The organism is Actinomadura sp. KC216 (genome assembly GCF_004348535.1).
Classification (GTDB): Bacteria; Actinomycetota; Actinomycetes; order Streptosporangiales; family Streptosporangiaceae; genus Spirillospora.
In genome coordinates this window covers 1-19,771 of the sequence record NZ_SMJX01000146.1, presented here as the reverse complement: position 1 = coordinate 19,771, position 19,771 = coordinate 1, and the positions used below count along the sequence as shown (strand labels likewise).

19 protein-coding genes are annotated in these 19,771 nt (G+C 71.1%); 8 read left to right on the top strand and 11 right to left on the bottom strand.

Features of this window, described 5'->3' with window-relative positions; translation table 11 throughout:
* Positions 1–292 precede the first annotated feature (292 nt).
* The 3 genes from E1264_RS24005 to E1264_RS23995 are packed head-to-tail and all read right to left on the bottom strand — an operon-like array spanning position 293 to position 1,468.
* Positions 293–544, bottom strand: a complete 252-nt coding sequence (locus tag E1264_RS24005; protein WP_132177210.1) for a hypothetical protein — start codon at positions 542–544, stop codon at positions 293–295.
* 13 nt (positions 545–557) lie between these two features.
* Positions 558–968, bottom strand: coding sequence for an STAS domain-containing protein (locus E1264_RS24000; RefSeq protein ID WP_132177208.1), 411 nt, complete (start codon positions 966–968; stop codon positions 558–560).
* A complete protein-coding gene (locus E1264_RS23995) occupies positions 965–1,468 on the bottom strand; it encodes a SpoIIE family protein phosphatase (protein WP_207936116.1) in 504 nt (167 codons plus the stop codon). Before E1264_RS23995 ends, E1264_RS24000 begins: the two co-directional genes overlap by 4 nt.
* Positions 1,469–1,847: 379 nt before the next feature.
* Here E1264_RS23995 and E1264_RS23990 point away from each other — a divergent pair, with 379 nt between their 5' ends.
* From E1264_RS23990 to E1264_RS23970, 4 genes are all read left to right on the top strand, one after another.
* Positions 1,848–2,156 (top strand): STAS domain-containing protein, encoded by a 309-nt coding sequence (locus tag E1264_RS23990; RefSeq protein WP_207936115.1) that lies wholly within the window; start codon positions 1,848–1,850, stop codon positions 2,154–2,156.
* Positions 2,153–3,118: a sensor histidine kinase gene (locus E1264_RS23985; protein WP_132177204.1), complete on the top strand. Its 966-nt coding sequence runs from the start codon at positions 2,153–2,155 to the stop codon at positions 3,116–3,118. Before E1264_RS23990 ends, E1264_RS23985 begins: the two co-directional genes overlap by 4 nt.
* 355 nt (positions 3,119–3,473) lie before the next feature.
* A complete protein-coding gene (locus E1264_RS23980; protein WP_132177202.1) occupies positions 3,474–4,022 on the top strand; it encodes a hypothetical protein in 549 nt (182 codons plus the stop codon).
* A gap of 659 nt (positions 4,023–4,681) precedes the next feature.
* Positions 4,682–7,558 carry an ankyrin repeat domain-containing protein gene (locus E1264_RS23970; RefSeq protein ID WP_132177198.1) on the top strand — a complete coding sequence of 959 codons (2,877 nt, stop codon included), beginning with the start codon at positions 4,682–4,684 and terminating at the stop codon, positions 7,556–7,558.
* Between the two features lie 58 nt (positions 7,559–7,616).
* Here the strand turns inward: E1264_RS23970 and E1264_RS23965 are convergent, their stop codons facing one another.
* Positions 7,617–8,534, bottom strand: a complete 918-nt coding sequence (locus tag E1264_RS23965) for an RNA polymerase sigma-70 factor (protein WP_132177196.1) — start codon at positions 8,532–8,534, stop codon at positions 7,617–7,619.
* Here E1264_RS23965 and E1264_RS23960 point away from each other — a divergent pair.
* Positions 8,446–10,242: an MFS transporter gene (locus tag E1264_RS23960; RefSeq protein ID WP_347813420.1), complete on the top strand. Its 1,797-nt coding sequence runs from the start codon at positions 8,446–8,448 to the stop codon at positions 10,240–10,242. The genes E1264_RS23965 and E1264_RS23960 overlap by 89 nt on opposite strands.
* Before the next feature lie 199 nt (positions 10,243–10,441).
* Here E1264_RS23960 and E1264_RS23955 read toward each other — a convergent pair whose 3' ends face one another.
* Positions 10,442–11,518, bottom strand: coding sequence for an epoxide hydrolase family protein (locus E1264_RS23955; protein WP_132177192.1), 1,077 nt, complete (start codon positions 11,516–11,518; stop codon positions 10,442–10,444).
* Positions 11,519–11,616: 98 nt separating this feature from the next.
* On the opposite strand from E1264_RS23955, the gene E1264_RS23950 reads away from it, so the two are divergent.
* Positions 11,617–12,093, top strand: coding sequence for a MarR family transcriptional regulator (locus E1264_RS23950; protein ID WP_132177190.1), 477 nt, complete (start codon positions 11,617–11,619; stop codon positions 12,091–12,093).
* 115 nt (positions 12,094–12,208) lie between these two features.
* Here the strand turns inward: E1264_RS23950 and E1264_RS23945 are convergent, their stop codons facing one another.
* Positions 12,209–12,946 (bottom strand): VOC family protein, encoded by a 738-nt coding sequence (locus E1264_RS23945; RefSeq protein WP_132177188.1) that lies wholly within the window; start codon positions 12,944–12,946, stop codon positions 12,209–12,211.
* 87 nt (positions 12,947–13,033) lie between these two features.
* The gene (locus E1264_RS23940) at positions 13,034–13,579 is read right to left on the bottom strand and encodes a hypothetical protein (RefSeq protein WP_132177186.1); all 546 of its coding nucleotides are present in this window, start codon (positions 13,577–13,579) and stop codon (positions 13,034–13,036) included.
* 139 nt (positions 13,580–13,718) lie between these two features.
* Here E1264_RS23940 and E1264_RS44715 point away from each other — a divergent pair, with 139 nt between their 5' ends.
* The gene (locus E1264_RS44715) at positions 13,719–14,564 is read left to right on the top strand and encodes a hypothetical protein (protein ID WP_207936114.1); all 846 of its coding nucleotides are present in this window, start codon (positions 13,719–13,721) and stop codon (positions 14,562–14,564) included.
* 4 nt (positions 14,565–14,568) lie between these two features.
* Here E1264_RS44715 and E1264_RS43610 read toward each other — a convergent pair whose 3' ends face one another.
* From E1264_RS43610 to E1264_RS23915, 3 genes are all read right to left on the bottom strand, one after another.
* Positions 14,569–15,225 (bottom strand): hypothetical protein, encoded by a 657-nt coding sequence (locus E1264_RS43610; protein ID WP_243711134.1) that lies wholly within the window; start codon positions 15,223–15,225, stop codon positions 14,569–14,571.
* A 155-nt stretch (positions 15,226–15,380) separates the two neighbouring features.
* Positions 15,381–16,238, bottom strand: coding sequence for a DUF6745 domain-containing protein (locus tag E1264_RS23920; protein WP_207936113.1), 858 nt, complete (start codon positions 16,236–16,238; stop codon positions 15,381–15,383).
* Positions 16,239–16,403: 165 nt separating this feature from the next.
* On the bottom strand, positions 16,404–17,762 hold the full coding sequence (locus E1264_RS23915) for a proprotein convertase P-domain-containing protein (RefSeq protein ID WP_207936112.1): 1,359 nt from the start codon (positions 17,760–17,762) through the stop codon (positions 16,404–16,406).
* A 485-nt stretch (positions 17,763–18,247) separates the two neighbouring features.
* Between E1264_RS23915 and E1264_RS23910 the strand changes: the two genes are divergently transcribed.
* Positions 18,248–19,135, top strand: coding sequence for a helix-turn-helix transcriptional regulator (locus E1264_RS23910; RefSeq protein ID WP_243711133.1), 888 nt, complete (start codon positions 18,248–18,250; stop codon positions 19,133–19,135).
* Between the two features lie 90 nt (positions 19,136–19,225).
* Here E1264_RS23910 and E1264_RS23905 read toward each other — a convergent pair.
* The coding region (locus E1264_RS23905) for a trypsin-like serine protease (protein ID WP_132177178.1) at positions 19,226–19,771 on the bottom strand (546 nt) is incomplete at its 5' end.

Here is a 19,771-nt window from a genome sequence, read left to right as displayed (position 1 = left end):
CGCCCCACCCCTTCGTCCGCTGCCGCACGCAGGCCCTCGGTCACACACGTCCTCACATATCGGCGCCCTCAGCATCCGCGAAGCCGTAACCCGGCAAACGACCCCGGCACGTCTCGCCACGAGCGGATACCAGCGCGCCGCACGCACATCGGGGACGGGCCGCTCTTCTGACGATTTTCCCAGACCACTCGACGAAATCTCATACTTAGTGACAATCGCGGAACGAAGACATCCCGTTAAAGGGTGCTTGGTCCGGGAATGCGGCAAATAAATGCCGGTTCCCCCGCGCTCGCTATTCCGGCGACCCGGCCAACCAGAACCGCAACCGGTTGCAATTCCGACCTACGACTGGCATTCCGGTGAGCGCGGAGTGGAGGGCCGCGGTCGCATCGCGGTGAACCGGTATGCGTTCATCGAGCTTGGTCTGCCGGATGACATGCCGCCCAAGAGGCTGCAGCCCGGGCAGCCGAACGACACCGAGGTTGATCTCGCGGCGCGCGGTGAGCTGGTCGATGAGCAGGTAGGCGAACCTGGTGGAGTCCATCTCGTTGCGTGGGCTAGGTCTCTGACGGAGGTGAGGGCGGCGACGGGAGGTCTGATGCGGGGTCCGATGCGACAGGTTGGGTCGCACGAAGTGCCTCGTCGAGAGTGGGGTGGGTGGAGATGACCTGGTCGATCCCGGTTGTGGTCAGCACGTGCCGCAGGCGTTCGGGGGGCGCGGTGAGGGTGAGTGATCCGCCGACGGAGGTCAGGCGGCGGTAGGTGACGATGAGTGCGCTGAGCCCACTGGAGTCCCAGAACAGCACTTGCGCCAGGTCGAGAATCAGGTCCGGGTGGCCGCGCTCGGCGATGGTGGTGGCGTGCTGGATCAGGGCCGGGCTGGTGCGGTAGCTCAACTCACCGGCGGCGGTCAGGACCGCGATCTGTTCCCGCACAAGCGCGATGGTGACGTCCAGATCCCTGGTCATCGCCAGATCACCTGTGCGGTGCCGATGTCGCTCGCCTGAGTGGACGATGCGCCGACCAAGGCGGGTCCGATAGTGGGGCCCAGCATGGCGACGTGGTCACCGGACCCGCAGGCGCAGCCTTCCAACAGTGCACACTTGTCGCGGATTCGCCGTGGAGCACCGGTCGGCGCTGCTGGCTTGTTCAGCAGCCGGGTGAAGTGGTCGGGCAGGCCACCCTCGCCGAGGACGGCGACCGGGCCAGGATCGTGACGCGCGGCGGTGCGCACAGTGGAGCCGATCAACGGGGTGATTGCGGCGGCAGGGGCGCCTTCACCGCACACGTCACCGAAGTACGACGCTGACCGATCCTCGCCGTACCGGTCTGGTCCCAGCGCGAACACATCATTGAAGTCGCCGCCGACCCGGTGCGGCGAGGCGGTGACGTAGTGACAGGCGGCTGCACCCCGGGGATGTCCGGGGAAGGCGGTCGGCGGCAAGGATTGCTGCAGCGCGGAGGCCAATGGCCGGACGTTAGCGGTAGTGCAGTCTGCTCCTGTGCACGCCAGCGATGCGGGTCTGCTGGTGCGCAAGGCCGGCAACCGCCGGCTCAGCCGCTGGAGCCGCCGGCCATCACCCGTCACATCTCCACCTCCCCGCCAGCCGCCGGATACCTGGCCTCGTGGTGGCCCGATACCTGGTCGTCCGCCTCTTCCCGCCCACAACCCGAATAGTCAGGAACGTGACCGGCGTGTGAATGATCAGCCAGCGGGCATAACCGCGCCCAAGCCCCGGCTGCGGGCAGGCGGGGCAGTAGCCCACCGAGACGACTAGGCGGTGGTGAAGGATGATCGTCCTTGGCAGGCCGGCCGGTTCGCCCGGGGGCGCAGGAGTGTGGGATCGGTGACCCCTCTGATCCTGGAGCCGCTAGCGGGCCGTCCCGGGCTGAAGGTCGCCGGCGAAATCAACGTCAGCAACCGGACGGCGTGGACCGGCACGCTGGAACAGCTGGCGAGATCGGAGCCGGAGATCCACCTGGAGATGTCCGGCCTGCGCATGGTGGACGCCGGCGGCGCCGCGGCGGTGGCCGTCACCGCCCAGCGGCTGACCCCGCGCGGCCGCGTCGTGCTGCACGACCCGCCCCCGGCGCTGTGCCGCATCCTTGACCTGCTCTGGCCGGAGGCGGCGGGAATCGAGGTGACCGGGCGATGAACGCCCCCAACCATCCACACCCCCCGACACACGACGGTTCGGCCGCCGACCCCTTCCGTCACCCGGCGCTGTTCTACCGGACCCGCGCCGAGTACCTGGCCGGCACGGTGCCGTTCCTGCAGGACGGTCTGGCCGCAGGGGAGCCCGTCGCGGCCGCGGTGCCCGAGCCCAACCTGGAGCTGCTGCGCGCCGAACTCGGCGCCGCCGCCGAGCAGATCACGCTGCTGGACATGGGACAGGTCGGCCGCAACCCCGGCCGCATCATCCCCGGTGTGCTGCGCGCGTTCGCCGACGCCCACCCCGGCCGGCGGGTGCGGATCATCGGCGAGCCGATCTGGCCGGGCCGCAGCCACACCGAATACCCCGCGTGCCTGCAGCACGAAGCGCTGATCAATCACGCCTTCACCGGACGGCGGGCCACGATCCTGTGCCCCTATGACGCCGAGGCGCTGGACCCGCAGATCCTGGCCGACGCCGCCGCCACCCACCCGGTCCTGGCCGACGCCGACGGCGCACGAGCCAGCGACCGGTACGCGGCCGACGAGATCGTGCACGCCACCAACCAGCCGCTCCCCGACGTCCCCGGCGCCCAGATCACGGAGCTGGACTACGACTCGGCGTCCCTGGACACCGTCCGGGACCTGGTCACACAACACGCCAGGCGGGCCGGCCTGCCGGCCGAGCGGATCCTGGACGCCGAGCTGGCGGTCAACGAACTGACCGCCAACACCCTGATGCACGGCGGCGGCCACGGAACCCTGCGGATCTGGACCGAGCCACGGCACCTGGTCTGCCAGACCACCGACCAAGGCCACATCGCCGATCCGCTGACCGGTCGACGTCCCGTCCCACCCGACAGCCCCGGCGGGCGGGGACTGCTGCTGGTCAACCAGCTCGCCGACCTCACCCGGACGCACACCCGCCCCGGCGCGACCACCACCCGGATCTACTTCCAACGCTGAACCGCACCGCGCCGCTCAACGACACACGCGCCACGGCACGCTCACCCCAGCCCCGTCCGTCCGCGCCGTCATCGACGCAGCGCGCATCGACAGCAAACGCATCACTGGACGCGTCTCCGCGACCACCGGCAACGCCACGATCCACAACAGCGAGATATGAAACAGGCGGGCTCGACGCTGCGATCTCCTACCCCGGGGAGACGGAGCGCGCCGACTCGGCGGCCGGAGCAGGCGCCATCACCGCGTCCCCCCACCCGGCCGGTGGATAGTCAGGCCTGCGTTTCGGCCCGATGGGGGAAGTGGGCCACCCGCTGGAGGGAGGTTGCGACGGGGCGGTCGTCGTGATGATGTCGGCATGACCACGATCAGTGCACCCGGGCCCGACACTCGAACCGAGACCTGGCCTGTTACGGCTGTGACCTGGGCTGTTGGGGCGTTCATCGCCCTCGTTGCCGTGCTGGTCGCAAGCAAGCCGCTACGCGGTGAGAGTTTCGGTGGCACCGACGGTGTGATCGTGCTCGCCTGCGGGCTGCGGGCCCTGACCGTCGCGATGGCGCAGGCGACGATCCGTTCGTGGGGGCGCCGGGTGCCCGGCTGGCTGCTGCTCGGTGGCCTCGCGGGCGCGGCGGGCCTGCAGGTCTTCTACCCGCTCGCCGAACTGGTGATCAAGCTGACGGTCATGGTGGGCCTGGTGGAGGAGACCGGTCTGGGCGCGACCCACACCGACGCCACGGCCTGGTTCAACCTGGTGATGACCGTGCTGATCTGGGGCGTCCCCGGTGCGCTGCTGGCCCGGATCGCGGTGCGATACCGCAGCCGGGCGGGCGTGTCGTTGCGCTGGGTCTTCCTGGGGATCATCGGCGGCGTGGCCTTCCTCCTGGGACTCGGCCTCCTGATCGGCTGACACCCCTACCCACGGTAGTCGGCGATATCGCATCCACCGTCCACTATCGGCGACACGTACCAGGGGTTGATCCACAGTGCATCAACATTGACGTCGCGAAAATAGGACTCCTGCGCGAGCGATCCGGTCGGCTCGTTTACTCCAGGAGTAGCGTGCGCATGTGCTTGTACGACGACACCGCGGCGATCCCTGCCAGCACGACGACGCTGACGGTCGTCTCCCAGCGGATCGCCAAGTCACACAGCTGAGTCACCGCTCACCACTGTGCGGGGGGAGTGCGAGCCTGGGAGGGTGGCATCGTGGGGCGCGAGTCTGAAGAGGGCAGTGGAGAGCTTGAGGCAGGGCGGGCTTTTCCGTGTCCCTGCTGCGGATATCTCACGCTTGACAGTAGGGGAAACTTCGATATCTGCGACGTTTGCTTCTGGGAGGACGACGGCCAGGATGAGCACGACGCCGACGTGGTCAGAGGCGGTCCGAATGGCGCTTTGAGTCTCACTCAGGCCCGGCGGAACTTCGCTCAGATCGGGGCATGCGAGCCGAGTATGTTGGCCCAACGTTCGCAAGCCCCTTCCGCGGGAGCATCCTCAACCTGGTCGGTAGAGACGACAGCGCCAAACTCACGCGGAACGGCGGTGGGCGCGGACGATATTGTCCGGTGAATGGCTACGGTGGGCGGTAAGCGGCGGGAAGTTCTGGAGATGTATCGGCGGGCGCGGCCGCTGGACGTCCCAGGGGCGATGATCGAGGCCGCTACGGCGCGGCGGCTCGCCGGGGATCCGGCCGGGGCTTGTGCCGCGGCCCGGGTCGATCTGGACGTCGACATCCCCAGGATCAACCGGGACTACGGCCGTGAGCTGGCCGAACGGATCGTCGACGACATCTACCACGTCGCGCCGGACCTGCTGCGCTGGAACATCCCTCGGACGCTGGACGAGTCCGGCACGCCCATCGGTGGTGGGCTGTTGCGCCGGTACTCGGAAGGCGGCGGCGCGAACCTCATGGTCAGGACCGCCTGGAAGCAGGAGGGCCGGTTGGTGCTGTGGGTGCAATGCCGGCCGGACGGGACGGAGGAGCTGCCAGACCGCGCCCCCGGGAGGTACCACCTGCCGCGCGCGTACTGGGACGCTCGATACACCGGTGAGCTGCGCGCTCTCTGCGGCGGCGGGCCCGACCGGATCCCGTTCCACGACGTGGACGGCCGCCTCATCGACGCCGTCCCGACCCGGCCGCGCACGGACGACCCGGCCGCCATGACCGAGTGGCTGACCTTTCTGTGGGACGAGGGCCGCACCGGCGAGGCCCTCGCCGCGGCCGGGATCACGCTCGCCAAAGGTGCCCGTGGTGTGTGGTCGCAGCGCCCGTGGGTGGCCGTCGAGCGGCTGGTCGAGGACGCCCGGTCGGTGCTCGATGAGGGTGTCTTCGAGCTTCCCCTGTCGGAGCGGCCCCGGGGGCCAGCGCGGAGGATCTGGGTCGAGTGCCACGACGAGGGCCAGGTCGGCACCGACATCGAGCTGACGTTCGGCGACGGCGGTCTCGTGACGGCTCGCCGCCGCGACGCGGGGCTCGGGGAGTCCCGGCTGCTCACCGCCCCCGAGTACCGCCATCCGATCGACTTCGACCTGCTGCGGTTCGGGCTCGCCGGGCCGGACGACCTGCATCCGGCGGTCACCGGGGCGCTGTTTCCGGCGCGTTCGAGCGGCCCCGGGCTCTCCGCGGGCGCCGGGCCGTCCCCTGCGGGCGGGGCGGTGGCCTTGCTGGAGCGGGCGTTTCATCGCGACACGGCGGGCGTGTGCGCGCTTCTCGACGAGGGCGCCGATCCGCTGGTGCGCGATCGGTCCGGCCTGACGCTGCTGCACCTGCTGCCGCACCTCGATCACGTGCTGCTCCTCCCCCGGTTGCTCGCCGCCGGCGTGGACGTCAACGCCGTCGACGTGCAGGGGCACACGGCGTTGCACGCCGCCGCCGCCCGCAGGCGCGAGCTGCAGCACGCCGGATCGATCGCCCGCGAACCGGTCGAGGACCTGATCGGACGGCTGGTCAACGCGGGTGCGGTCGACGTGTGCCACGAGCGGGGCGCCCCATGCCCGGAGGGCGCTCCCCGCCCGGAGGGCGCCCCGGCCGGGCGTTCCGCCCCGGACGCGCTCGCGAACGTCGACCGGTTGAAGAAAAAGGCGTCCCGCGCGAAGTACGAGTCGATGCAGCCGCTGGCGGCGGCGCTGTACTCGACGGGGAAGGACCGGCGCGAGGTGCTCGCCGAGTGCTACGGCGCCCCGTTCCCTGACGAGTTCTTCGCGCTCGCAGACCGCCTGCCCCTGCCGGGGCACCGGCCCGACGATCTGCGGTGCCACGTGTGGCGGCTCGCGCTGCCGCCCGAGCGTGGTGGTCCGGAGCCGGCGGTCGGCGGCTCGTTGCTCGACTACGAGGACCGTGTCGTCTACGAACGCGACCGGCGGCTCGTCCCGGTGCTGACGTTGAGCGACCCGCGCACCGAGTACGGCGGGCTCGTGCTCTGTTACCGGCTGCCCGATCTCGCCCGCGGGGAGACGACGGTGTTCGGCATCGACGTGCTCGACGACGACAGGCGGGTGGAACGGCTCGGCCCCTCGCTGGCGGCGGTCCTGCGCGACTACCACACGATCGTCATCGACCGGCTGGAGATGCTGGTGAGGCTCGCGCCGGATCACCCCGATGTCGGAGCGCTCCCCGCGCACCGCGCCGCGCTGCGCCTTGCCGGAACGCTGCTGCCGGACAAGGCGCCGGACAAGGCGCCGGACGAGGCGCCGGACGCAGCGCCGGGCGTGACCCGCTCCGAAGCGACCGCCCCGTTCATCGCACCGGTGCCCATGGAGACGCTGACCCTGTTGCGAGGCCGGGCGTCCCGCGACGACTACCGGTCGATGGCGCGGCTCGCGTGGGCGCTGTACTCGACCGGGAGGCGCCCCCGCGAGGTGTTGGCCGAGTGCTACGGAGTGGAGTTCCCGGACGAGTTCGCCGTCCTCGCCGAGGAGTCGGAGTACGGCGCGGTCCCCGGGGAGCGGACGGGATTGCCGTGGGGGTTGGCCGTCCCGCTTGAAGAGGGCGGCCCGCGGCTGCGGCCCTCGCTGTGGACGCGGCCGGCCGAGCGGCGGATCTTCGCCTGGGACTCGGACCTCGTCCCGCTCGTCGCACTCTACGGCGACGAACGGTGGGACCACGGTGAAGGGGCGTGGCGTGTGGCACCGCACGGCGGCCTGATCCACTGCTACCGGCTGAGCGAGCTCGCCGCCGGACGGAGCACCGTGATCGGCGTTCCGTGGCACCGGGAGGACGCAGATGGTGAGCTGTCCGCCGACGTCTCCGGCGACTCCCTGCTCGCGGTCCTGCACGAGTACGCCGCCGCCGGGCACCGCCTCGCCGAATGGGAGATCAGGCAACCGTGGAACAGGGGCGCCGGCTCCATCGACGAGAGTGAGGTGGAGGGGGCGCGGAGAAGCGTAGAGACGATCGAAGCGCTTCAGCGCCGCGTGGACGAGCGTGCCCGGCAGACGGAGAACTGACTCGACCGAACACTCGGGCACGCGGCCGTCGGCATCTTCGACGCGCCGTAGGTGCGGGTCAGCGGGTTACGGGGGTTTCGTGCGCCATGCGTGAGAGCTTTTCGGGGTTGCGTACGTGGTAGGCGCCGGTTACCTGGCCGTTCTCTACTCGCACCGCCACCACGCCGTCTATCTCGCCGTTCACCCGGACCAGCAGGGCCGGGCCGCCGTTGATCTGTACCGGCTCCACCGATCTCTTGGCGCCGCGCGTCCACCAGCCGGCGGCCAGGAGGCGGGCCACCTTGTCGGCGCCCACGATGGGACGCAGCAGGGCGTGTCTCACTCCGCCGCCGTCGCTCAGGGCCACGACGTCCGGCGCCAGGATGTCGAGCAGGCGCTGCAGGTCGCCGGTTTCGACCGCGCGCTGGAAGGCCGCGAGGGCGGCTCGGGTCTCGGCCGGGGAGACGGCGCCGCGGGGGCGGCGCGCGGCGACGTGCGACCGGGCCCGGTAGGCGAGCTGGCGGACCGCCGCCGGGGTCTTGTCGACGGCGTCGGCGATCTCGTCGTAGGGCAGGTCGAACACCTCCCGCAGGACGAACACCGCCCGCTCGATCGGCGCGAGGGTCTCCAGGACCAGCAGCATCGCCATCGACATGCTGTCGGCCAGTTCGGCGTCCTCGGCCACATCGGGTGCGGTCAGCAGCGGCTCGGGCAGCCACGGCCCGACGTAGGACTCCTTGCGCCGGCCCAGCGCGCGCAGGCGGTCCAGCGCCTGCCGGGTGACGATCCGCACCAGGTAGGCGCGCTGGTCGCGGACGCTGGCCAGATCGACGGTGGCCCAGCGCAGCCAGGTCTCCTGGAGGACGTCCTCAGCGTCGGCGGCCGAGCCGAGCATCTCGTAGGCGACGGTGAACAGCAGGTTGCGATGGGCGACGAACACCTCGGTGGCCGCGTCCACGCTGTCGGCACGATCGGGTGTGCCCGTTCGCTGGGTCATTTCTGGCTCCTGCCTTTCACCGTCCCCCATCACTCGCACTAGACGCCGCTCCCCACCGATTTGTAACACCCGGGGCGCATGGCGCTTGTCACCTGGCCGCGCTGTCACAGGGGCCGGGCCGGCGGCGTCTCGTGATCGTCGGGAACGCCGCGCGGATCGTTCGGCGCGGCGCGCATCACGAGGGAGGACGAGAACCATGGCGACCACGAAGGCGCAGGCCCCGGCGGGCGGCTCGCGCCGCTGGGCCGCGCTGTTCTGCATCGGGCTGGCCCAGCTCATGATCGTTCTGGACGGGACGGTCGTGAACATCGCGCTGCCGTCGCTGCAGCGGGATCTGGGGATCTCCGACGGCGACCGGCAGTGGATCATCACCGCGTACACGCTGGCGTTCGGCAGCCTGCTGCTGCTCGGCGGCCGGATCGCCGACTACACCGGCCGCAAGCGGACCTTCCTGATCGGGCTGCTCGGCTTCGCCGGCGCGTCGGCGCTCGGCGGCGCCGCCGACGGCTTCGAGATGCTGCTGGCCGCCCGTGCCCTGCAAGGCGGTTTCGCCGCGCTGCTCGGGCCGTCCGCGTTGTCGTTGCTGACCGTGACGTTCACCCGGCCCGGGGAGCGCGCGAAGGCGTTCGGGATCTGGGGCGCCATCACGGCCGTGGGCGGCGCGATCGGGCTGCTGGCGGGCGGGGCGCTGACCGACTACCTGGACTGGCGGTGGTGCCTGTACGTCAGCGTTCCGGTCGCCCTGGTCGCGGCGGTCGGCGGGCAGGTGCTGCTGGACGAGTCGCGGCGCGAGGGCAAGGCCCGGTTCGACGTTCCCGGCGTGCTGCTGGTGACGGGCGGGCTCGTCGCGCTCGTGTACGGGACGAGCCAGGCGGAGGCCGACGGGTGGGGTTCGGCGACGGTCGTCGGCCCGCTCGCCGGGGGTGCGGTGCTGCTCGCGGCGTTCGCGTTCGTGGAGAGCCGGGTGCCGCAGCCGATGCTGCCGCCGCGCCTGATCGCCGACCGGACCCGTGGCGGCGCCTATCTGAGCGTGGGAGTGACGATGGTCGCGATGTTCGGCGCGTTCCTCTTCATGACCTACTACCTGCAGATCGTCAAGGAGTACTCGTCGATCCGGACGGGTGTGGCCTTCCTGCCGATGACGGTGGCGGTCCTGGTGACGGCCGGTGGGCTCGCCACCCGGCTGCTGCCCAGGGTCCCGCCGCGGACGCTGATCGTGCCGGGCATGCTGCTCATCGCGTCCGGCATGCTGTGGCTGCGCACGCTGGAGACCGGGACCGCGTACGCCGAGGGCGTGCTGGTGTCGGGACTGCTGCTCGGGTTCGGGGCGGGCATGATCATGCCGGTGGCCTTCAACTACGCCACCCACGGCGTCGACCGGCGCGACGCGGGCATCGCCTCGGCCAGCGTCAACACCGCGCAGCAGGTCAGCAGCTCGATCGGGACGGCGCTGCTCAACACCATCGCCGCCACCGCGACCGCGGACTACCTCGCCTCGCGTGGCGGGAACCCGGCCGTCGCCAAGGAGGCCATGCTGGAGGGGTTTGTGACGGCCGGCACCTGGGCCGCGGGGATCGTCCTGGCCGGAGCGCTGATCGTCGCCGTCCTGATGAACTCCCCGCGCCCCGAACTTCAGGCCGGTGCCGGGGAGGACGCCGAGAGGGCGGGGAGCGTCGGGGACGCCGAACCTGTGCCCACTCATTCCTGATCCTCTGGGCGGACGTCCAGTGGGCCTTCGGAGGGTCGACCGCCGCATGTGAAAGGGCCGCTGGCTGCGAAGCTCCCGCTCCAGGGGCGGTGGGGAGTTCGCGGCCGGCGGTCTCCTTTGCAGCGCTCGGTCGCGGGGTTCGGTCAGTGTCCCCGGAGCGACCACGGGGCGGGTGAAGAGCCGGCCGGTCTCGCCGGTGTCATTTGGTGAGGGTGAGGAAGAAGTCGCGGACGTCCTCGGCGAGCAGGTCCGGCACCTCCATCGCGGCGAAGTGGCCGCCGCGGTCGAACTCCGTCCAGTGCCTGATGTCGTAGAGCCGCTCGGCCAGCGGCCGCACCGACTGGGTGATGTCGTGCGGGAGCACCGCCACGCCGACCGGCACCGGGCACGGCTCCGTCTTCCGCGGGGTCTCGCGGGCCAGCCGCGCCGAGGACGCCCCTGTGGCCGTCAGCCAGTACAGCGAGATGTTGGTGAGCATCTGATCGTCGCTGATGTGCGAGCGGGGGTCGGTCCAGTGCGCGAAGCGTTCGGCGATCCAGACCAGCTGGGCGACGGGCGAGTCGGTCAGCGCGTAGCCGATGGTCTGCGGGGTGAGGGCCTGCAAAGCCTGGTAGGGCGGACGGTTCGCCATCAGCTCCCGGATCTTGTCCAGCCGGGCCTCATCGGTCTCGGACAGTGCGATGCCCGGGACCGGGCGGGTCGGCAGGTAGTTGACGTGCACCCCGACGACCTGATCAGGAGCCACCGCGCCGAGCGCCGTGGAGATGCCCGAGCCGAAGTCGCCGCCCTGCGCGCCGTAGCGCTCGTACCCGAGGCGGCGCATCAGCTCGGCCCAGGCCCGCGCGACGCGGACGGCGTCCCAGCCGCGCTCGCGGGTCGGCCCGGAGAAGCCGAATCCCGGGATGGACGGGATCACCAGGTGGAAGTCGCGCGACAGCGGCTCGATCACGTCGAGGAACTCCAGGAACGAGCCGGGCCAGCCATGGGTGAGGATCAGCGCCATCGCGTCCGGGTTCGCGGACCGGACGTGCACGAAGTGGACGTTCTGCCCGTCGATCTCGGTGCTGAAGTGCGGAAGCTCGTTGAGTTCGGCCTCATGCCCCCGCCAGTCGTAGCCGGTGCGCCAGTACTCGGCCAGCTCCTTCAGCCTGGCCAGCGGGAAGCCGTAGTCCCACCCCGCGCCGGCGATCTCGTTGGGCCAGCGGGTGCGGGAGAGCCGGTCGGCCAGGTCGTCTAGATCGGACTGGGGGATGTCGATGCGGAACGGCTTGATCATGGTGTTCGCTCCCCTAGGTACTCGTTCGGAGCACAAACGTTCGTGCCACTAACGAAGCTAGACTGTTAGTCGCACGAACGCAAGAGGTGGAGGATCCCATGAGCACGACGCCCGAACCCGCCCCGGCTCGGCTGCGCGCCATCCCCAGCCGCCTGATCGCCGGGGCCGCGGCCATCGCCGACCGGCTCGTCAGCGAGCGCCTAGCCGCCGAGGGCGCGCGCAAATGGCATTTCGCCGCGCTGGTCGCGCTGGCCGAGGAGGGTCCGGCCAGCCAGGCCGAACTCAGCCGCCGCACCGGCATCTACCGCAGCGACATGGTCGCCGTCCTCAACGAGCTCGCCGAGACCGGCTGCATCCGCCGCGAACCCGACCCCGCCGACCGGCGCCGCAACGTCATCACCCTCACCCCGGCCGGCCACCGCCGCCTGGAGCGCCTCGACGCACTGGTCACCGAGGCCCAGCGCGAGCTCCTCGCTCCCCTCGCGCCCGACGAGCAGGACGAATTCACGCGCCTGCTCACCGTCCTGACCGAGCACCACCACCCGTGGCACCCCCGCCCGCATGAGGCGAAGTAGCCCGGCCCATCCGCCCGCGCCGTCCTGCCCTCTAGTCCGGGTGTCCGGGTGTCCGGGCTGTGGCATCGGCGCGCATAACGCGGGCCGGAATCGGTGGCTTCGCCGTCAGGGGCCGTCAGCCCCGGCCGAGGACGCAGAACTCGTTGCCCTCCGGGTCGGCCAGCACCGTCCACGGAACGTCGCCCTGGCCGACGTCGGCGGGCGTGGCGCCGAGTTCCCGGAGCCGGGCCACCTCCGCCTCCTTGCCGTCGATGGGGTCCGGCAGCAGGTCGAGGTGGGTGCGGTGCATTCCGGTCTGCGCGCCGGACGTGCGGCGGAACTCCAGGTAGGGCCCGGTGCCCGCGGCCGAGCGCAGCAGCGCGTGATCGTCGGTCACCTCGTGGAGGGTCCAGTCCAGCGCCTGGTCCCAGAACCGGGCCATGGCCCGCGGATCGGCGCAGTCGACCACGACCGCGGCGATCGGCCCCGTGTCCCGGTACATCTCCCGGGGCTCCAGCACGCGGAACACGTTGCCCTCCGGGTCGGCCAGCACCGTCCACGGCACGTCGCCCTGCCCCGTGTCGGCGGGTGTCGCGCCGAGTTCCTTCAGGCGCGCGACCAGCTCCGCCTGGTGGGCCGCGGACGTGGTGGCGAGGTCGAGATGCGCGCGGTACTTCACGGTCCCGGGGTCCGGGACGGCGACGAGATCGATGTAGAAGGCGGCGGGGTCCGGCCAGCTGAAGCCGGCGGGTTCGAGGTTGGTCACGCCCGGCGCCTCGCTCGACATGCTCCAGCCGAGCGCCTCCGCCCAGAACCGGCCGAGCGCCGAGTCGTCCTGAGCCTTGATGTTCACCTGAACCAGTCGGAGCGCCATACCTGCTGATCATAGGTCCAGCCTGGGCCTTCCCTCCCGCCCGGTGCGCTCGGCCGGGTCCTCGTCCGTCTCGACGCCGGGACGGCGTCAGCGGTGGCGTTCGGCTGTCTTCATGGCCCAGTCGTAGAACGTTTTCGGGTCGCCGAGGGCTTTCTGCAGGCTGGACGGGACGATGGGGGCGTTGGCCGCGTTGAGGAGGTCGAACAGGCCGAGGTCCGCCCATTCCCAGACCATGGCGTCGAAGTTGTAGGCGTGCATGAGCGGGGTGAGGCGTTGCCGGATGCGGGTGACCTCTTCCGGCGAGAATCCGGCTTCGCCCAGCCGGAGGACGGTCGCGCGTTCGTCTTCGGGGTCGAAACGGGTGTCCAGGAAAGGCTCCAGGAGATCGCTCCAGGTATCGGGGCGGGTTTTCCGGACGATCCCGTGGCGGCGGCAGAACTGTTCGAGGTCGTCCCGCCGCCGTCCAGGTATGAACAGCGTCTCGCCACTGACGGTCCGTATTTCGGGGCTGATGGCCTTCCAGTCGGCATCGCGGATCTGGGCGGGCGTGACCATTCCGAAAGGGTGGACGCTGGCGCCGCGGAAGTCGTAGCAAAGGAAGCAGATGCGGTCTTCGGCGAAGCTGACCTCCATCGGTTCAGGGTGGTCGTTCGGGGGTGGGCGCGGAAGGCGGGCGCGTTGTGAGATTCGCCGCTCCGGGCCGTCGCGGCACTTCCGCGTGTCCGGCTCACCACGTAGGGTGCCCCCGACGAACGTGCGGGAGGCCAGGCGCATGGACGCGGCGCAAGCGATTTCCTTGGTGGTCGACTGGATCCGGTCTCGCGGCCTGGACTACCCCACGGAGGGGCTGGCGGCGGATCGCTTCGCGGCCGGGTGGAGCGTGTACGCGCCGGTGGAGGTCGATGAGAGCGACCCCATGGCATTTCTGGAGATGCCGGTGGGACGTTCGGTGTTCCTCGTGGGCGACTCCGGCCGCATCGAGGAGGTGTCGTCCTCGGTTCCGCCGCACCTTGCCGAAGACGAGTTCACCGCGCGGGAACGTGCCATGAACGGCGGGACGGGCGCCGACGCCTATATGGCCGAGTTCGTGCAGTGGCTTGAGCGGGCGGATTCGTCCGGCGAAGCGGCCATCAACGGGTTCAATATCGTCGGTTCCGATCCCGGTGCCCGGCCCGGGGCCGAGCCCGGGGCCGACGATGTGCTCGCCGCCGAGGCCTCGCGGCTGATCGAGCCGATCGTGCAGCAGCTGGCACTGCTCGGCCCGCCCGCGTGGGAGTGGCTGTGGGCGGAATTCGCGTTCACGGTGTCCGCCGAGATCGCCCACCTGCGGTTCTCGTCCTACCATCGGTCGGTCGTCGTGCCGGTTCCGGAACCGGTGGCCGCGCTCGTCCGCGAGCAGCGGCACGTCGCGGCGGGAATGTCGGCCGGGCCGTGGTGGCGGCTGCTGCTGACCGTCACCAGCCACGGCGAGACGACCGTGAACTATGACTACGGCGACGGTCCTTTCCCGCACGACCAGTTGCTGCCGCCCGAGGATTACCAGAACGATCTGGACGCGTATCCGCGTCCGCGCGTACCGGCCTGGCTCGCGCGATACATCGACGGGCCCGACGCATAAGTCCTTAATCAGGGCCGGTCGGTGTCAGGGGCGTGGGACGCCGTCGTTCCGTCCGGAGAAAGCGGACGATGACGAAGCCGCTGAGCGCGGCGGCCGCGGTCAGGACGACCGCCTGCCCGATCGTCGTGATCCGCTCGTTCCTGCCGGGCGGGAGCACGATCATCTGGGCGGCGGCGCCGACCGGCACGGTCAATCGCGCGAGGAGACCCGTCCATCCGGGCCGTTTGATGCACGCGCCTATCGCCCCGAGGGGCGCGCCGAGGACGAAGGAAGCCACCCACCAGAGAGGCGATTCGGACTCGTACCAGGGGTAGGTGGCCTCGTTGCGAATGGTGTCCGTGAGGCCGTAGGCGCCTGTGGCCGCCAGCAGGGCGAGAACGCCGGCGACGGCACCATGGGTCAGCGCGACGGGAAGGTTCTTGGTGGCGCGTGTGACCAGCCACCCTATGGCGACCGCCGCCCCCGCCCAGGCCCAGCCGGAGTCCAGCAGCACGCTGGCGATCTCCACGGGCGACGTGCCGCCGGTCGTGGCCTGCCGGCTCTCGAAGTCGGCGTAGTGGTCGGAGACGCCGTTGACCAGGGAGGTCAGCGCGCCGAACCCTGCTCCGGCCAACACGGCGCTCGCCAGGACCGTCAGGAGGCGCGTCGCAGGCGGACGCACTGGTTGCCGATGGTCGGTCACGGATGCCCCCATGTGCGCGATTTAGTGATCATTATCGCGCAGGCGATGCGGGATTTCCCGCCTGCGGCGGTACCCATGCGACGTTGAAGGGCGGGCCGGGACGGGAGCGGATCCCGTCCCGGCCCGCCGGGCGGTCATGCCGGTTGCGGTTGCCAGCCGTCGCGGTAGCGGACGCCGTCGCGGCTGAGCCGGACCTCGTCGTGCCGGCTCCCGGGGACGGCCTCGGTCCGGATCCGGTCGGGGCGGTCGACCACGACGCACACGTCCTCGCCGGGCCACCACCACCCGCACGAGCGCGCCACCGTGGCCCAATGGCCGAGGTGGTCGAGCTGGCGCGGGTCGTAGCGCGCCAGGCCGATCCGGTGCAGGACGTCGTAGTAGGCGATCCACGCCGCGTCCTGCTGCCCGTACCAGCACACCGGCACGCGCCCGCGTGCGGTCAGCGCGGCGCGGACGGGAGAACGGAACCCGCGGGCGAGGCTCCGGTGCAGGGCGTTGTGGACGCCCCGATGCAGGACGACGCCGAGCGGAACACCGGCGCGGAGTGCCTCCACGGGCGGCAGTTCGGGCCAGCGTCCACCGTCCTTGCCCTTCCGTGCCGGAGTCAGCTCGGGATCGACATAGTCGATCTGCGCGCTGAGCGCGCCGCGGAGCTTGGACGCGACCATGGCGAGATCGCTGGCCACCCGGGGCCGGCCCGTCGCGCGCGGGTTCCAGACCTGCCGGTAGAGCTCGTCCAGCGTGGGCAGGCCCGCGACCAGCGGGATCGCCTGCGCCGGAGAGTCGACCCACACGAACCGGGGCCGTGGACGGGACATTCGTGCGTAGATCGCGGTCAGGCCGCGTTCGGTGGTCTGCCGGTCTGCGGGTTCCGTGGACAGGCCGTGCTCCAGCCATTCCTGCCGGATCTTGACTGCTTCCCGCCACCGGTCGTGAGCGTTCTTGCCGCGGAAATCGGCCGCGGGCTGCTGGGCGGCGTCACCGCGCCGCATAGGCGCGGTCACCGCGCGCGGGCGTCGCCGCCCTTCCGGTTGGAGATCATGTTCCGATGATGACCTGCGCGCCGCCGTCCGCGCAACCGCTAAAACCCAGGGCTAGGCCCGTACGCGAGGCGTGCGCGCGTACGGGCCCGGGCCAGATGGGCAGGGAGCCGCCGGTCAGAAGGTGAGGCTCCAGGTGTCGATGTAGCCGCTGTCGTTGGCCTCCGTGTCGGTGACCCGCAGTTTCCAGACGCCGTTGGCGGTCTCGGCCGACGCGTCTACGGCATCGGTCTCGTGGACGATGTCGGCGTCGTCGCCGGAGGCCGGGTCGCGGAGCCGGTAGGCCCGGCCGCTCGGTCCGATCAGGTCGATCTGCAGGTCGCCGCGCCAGGTGTGGTGGATGTCCTGGTAGACCGACAGCGACCGCGGGGCGTTGCCCGGGATCCCGCCGACCGTGATGGACGACTCCGCCGTCCCCTGGTCCGGGATGTCGACGTTCGCCGCGTTCTCGAAGACCTTTCCGGGATCGCCTCCGCCGCCGTGGTTGACGAGGTTGCAGCAGGCGTTGCGGTAGATCCGGGTGCCGTTCCGCTCGGCGTACCCGGTGTAGGCCGACGCGCCCTCCCACCAGGTCCAGCCTCCGATGGTCTTGCCCTGGACGGCGACCGGGGTGTTCCCGTCAGATCCCGACCACAGCGTCCAGTGGGTGTGGTCGCCGTTCGCCGAACCGCCGCACGGAAGCTCCTCGGCGATGCGGCCGAGGTACTCGCCCAGGTTCACCCTGCTTCCGCTTGCTTTCCCTGTGGTGTCGCGCAGGTGGTAGTACCCGGTGGTGTAGCCGTTGTCGTGCATCACGGTGATGTACGGCCAGCGGCCCCCGCTGGTGCAGTGCCGGTACATCGTCCCGGCGCGGGAGGCGAGCACGTTGCCGTCGCCGCCGAAGAAGTCGATCGAGTTGTACGGGCGGGACTGGCCGCTGTTGCCGTGCACGCCCCAGTGCCCCCATCCCGTTCCCTGCCGCCACGGCAGCGAGAGGCCGGTGTCGGCGGTGAGGGCCCGCGGCTGGACGGTCCGCGCGAACGGGCCGCGTTCGCCGTCCCTGACCACCGACGCCGGGGCCTGATGGGACAGGGCCGCGAAGTCCGCGGTGCCCTGGAGCCCGACCTTCCAGGCGCCGCCCGCCATCCTGGCCACGAAGAGGGAGGTCACTGGGGCGGTCTCGATGCCCTCCGGGATCAGGAAGACCGCGCTGCCGAACGTCCACGCCCGGTCGGACGACCAGCGCTGCGGCTCCACGAGCACCCGGAGGCCGGAGCCGGCGTCGAGGCCGTAGGAGGCCCTGGCCCGAGCGCCGAGCCCGTGCCGCATCGCGGCGGTGACGGCCTGCGTGAGGTCCGCGGCGGCGGACGGGGCCCCGGCGGACTGGGCACTGGACGGGGCCCCGGCGGACGGGAGCGCCGCGGCGGGCGCGGACGTTGCGAGGAGGCCGGCGAGCGTGACCGTCGCGCAGAGGGCCGCCCGTCTGTGGTGGAACACGATTCTCTCCTTCGATCGAGGGACCGGCGGCACGCCCCCAGTACCGCCGCGCCGTAGATTGCGCCCGCCGAAAAGGGGCGGGCAAGGCGACGGCGGAAGTGCGCGGCAAAACTCTGAATATTCAGTTCAAAAAGCTGAAACCCCGGCCGGCCCGGCCCAGGCCGATACGGCATCGCGGCAGGTGAAAGGCGGCGTGGCCACCGCCGTCCGGCCGGTCTCCCACGAACGGCGGGGCAGCGTGGCGCGGCGGAGTTGAATCTTTAGATTCAGGAAAGGGCGGGCCTTCACGGGCGGTGACACCGCCCGGGCGCGGCGGCGCGACCTCGCGAGGCACCCTGGACGGGGCCGCCGCCGCTCCAGTACGTTCGGCGTTGCTCTCAGCCCTTGACGGCCCGGTCCCGGCGATCCGCTCGACGACCCGCTCGACGACCCGGTCTCGTGACCGCCGGGCAAGCGGCAGGATGACGCTGTCAGGAGGACCCACGATGGCGGACTCGTTCGATCGCGCGCTGCGAGGGGCGATCCGGGCGCGGGGGCTGAGCCTGGAGCGGTTGCACGTCAAGCTCGCCGAGCGGGGCATCCACGTCAGCATGGCGAGCCTGAGCAACTGGCAGCGCGGCCGGTGCCGTCCGGAACGTTCCCAGTCGCTGCGCGCCGTCCGCGCCCTCGAGGAGATCCTGGACCTGGCGCCGTACTCCCTCGCCTCGCTGCTGGGCCCGCGGCGTCCGCGCGGGCGGTGGGTCCGGACGGTGCACGGGGGGCTGTCGTACCGCGACGTCTGCGAGGTGCACGACAGCGTCGACCGGCTCCTCGGGGAGATCGAGAACCCGCTCGACGGCCAGCTCCGCTGGCTGAGCTGCACGGAGACCTTCCGGGTCGGCGCCGACCGCGACGAGCGGTCCGTGCGGACCCAGGCGGTGTTCCAGGCCCGCGCGGACGGCGTCGACCGGCATGTGGCCGTGCACTACTGCGAGAACGAGATGCTTCCGGACATCCGCCGGACGTCCTTCTGCCGCCTCGGCCGGGTCCGCACCGCCCCCGAGACGGGCGTCACCGCCGCCGAGCTGCTGTTCGAGCATCCGCTGCGGTCCGGCGACACCTGCATGGTCGAGTACGAGTTCGGCTACAGCGGCGGCGGGCCGGAGGCCACCTTCTACCAGCGGTGGTTCCGCTTCCCCGCGCACACCTATCTCCTGCGCGTCCAGTTCGAGCCGGACACGCTGCCGACCCGCTGCCACCGCACCTGGCAGCCGAACGTGTCGACGCCCGCGGCCGATGTGCAGGAGCTGCGGCTGTCCGGCTGGCACACCGTCCACATGGCCGATCTGGACGTGCGGCCGGGCGTGCACGGGATCCGCTGGGAGTGGGACTGACCGTCCCGTGGGCGCGCCTTGCCCGCCGTGCGGAAACGCCCGGCCGGAACGTGGTTCCGGCCGGGCGATCCGGGCGGGGGGCGGGGTCTGTCAGACGCCGGCCACCGAGCGGATCCAGGAGCGGGCCGCGGGCACGCTCCCGTAGGTCTGCTCGGACCGGCCGTCGGCGGTGGAGGCGACGCCTACCTGCTGGTCGTTGTAGCGCTGCGGTCCGCCCGAGTCGCCGCTCCAGGCGTTTCCGTTGATCTTGGTGGTGCAGATCGCCGGGCCGTAGCGGTGGTCGAGGCACGTTCCCGCCACGGACGTGACGCGGACGTCGGCGCACTTGAGCTGCTCTGAGAACTGGCCGTTGTAGCTGGTACGGCCCCATCCGCATATCTGGTTCGTCGCGCCGACGGGCGGGTCGGCGTCGGCGAGCTTGGAGTAGGCGGTCTCGTGGCCGGAGGCCAGCCGCACGAGCGCCAGGTCGCCCTTCGGCGCCACCTGGTACTCGGTCACGTTGATCGTGGTCGCCTGCGCGCGGAAGACGCTGCCGACGCGGACCGTGAGGCCGCTGCCGACGCAGTGGGCCGCGGTGAGGACCCACGTCGCGGCGATGACGGTGCCGGAGCAGGTGAATGCCCCGTTGCGATAGAT

What these genes read in the sequence shown, in the direction of transcription:
- E1264_RS23985 (WP_132177204.1), top strand. Translation starts at nt 2,153, where the DNA reads ATGAACGCCCCCAACCATCCACACCCCCCGACACACGACGGTTCGGCC.
- E1264_RS24005 (WP_132177210.1), bottom strand. Translation starts at nt 544, where the DNA reads ATGGACTCCACCAGGTTCGCCTACCTGCTCATCGACCAGCTCACCGCG.
- E1264_RS23940 (WP_132177186.1), bottom strand. Translation starts at nt 13,579, where the DNA reads ATGGAGGTCAGCTTCGCCGAAGACCGCATCTGCTTCCTTTGCTACGAC.
- E1264_RS23950 (WP_132177190.1), top strand. Translation starts at nt 11,617, where the DNA reads ATGAGCACGACGCCCGAACCCGCCCCGGCTCGGCTGCGCGCCATCCCC.
- E1264_RS23955 (WP_132177192.1), bottom strand. Translation starts at nt 11,518, where the DNA reads ATGATCAAGCCGTTCCGCATCGACATCCCCCAGTCCGATCTAGACGAC.
- E1264_RS23945 (WP_132177188.1), bottom strand. Translation starts at nt 12,946, where the DNA reads ATGGCGCTCCGACTGGTTCAGGTGAACATCAAGGCTCAGGACGACTCG.
- E1264_RS23910 (WP_243711133.1), top strand. Translation starts at nt 18,248, where the DNA reads ATGGCGGACTCGTTCGATCGCGCGCTGCGAGGGGCGATCCGGGCGCGG.
- E1264_RS44715 (WP_207936114.1), top strand. Translation starts at nt 13,719, where the DNA reads ATGGACGCGGCGCAAGCGATTTCCTTGGTGGTCGACTGGATCCGGTCT.
- E1264_RS23980 (WP_132177202.1), top strand. Translation starts at nt 3,474, where the DNA reads ATGACCACGATCAGTGCACCCGGGCCCGACACTCGAACCGAGACCTGG.
- E1264_RS23920 (WP_207936113.1), bottom strand. Translation starts at nt 16,238, where the DNA reads ATGCGGCGCGGTGACGCCGCCCAGCAGCCCGCGGCCGATTTCCGCGGC.
- E1264_RS24000 (WP_132177208.1), bottom strand. Translation starts at nt 968, where the DNA reads ATGACCAGGGATCTGGACGTCACCATCGCGCTTGTGCGGGAACAGATC.
- E1264_RS23965 (WP_132177196.1), bottom strand. Translation starts at nt 8,534, where the DNA reads ATGACCCAGCGAACGGGCACACCCGATCGTGCCGACAGCGTGGACGCG.
- E1264_RS23970 (WP_132177198.1), top strand. Translation starts at nt 4,682, where the DNA reads ATGGCTACGGTGGGCGGTAAGCGGCGGGAAGTTCTGGAGATGTATCGG.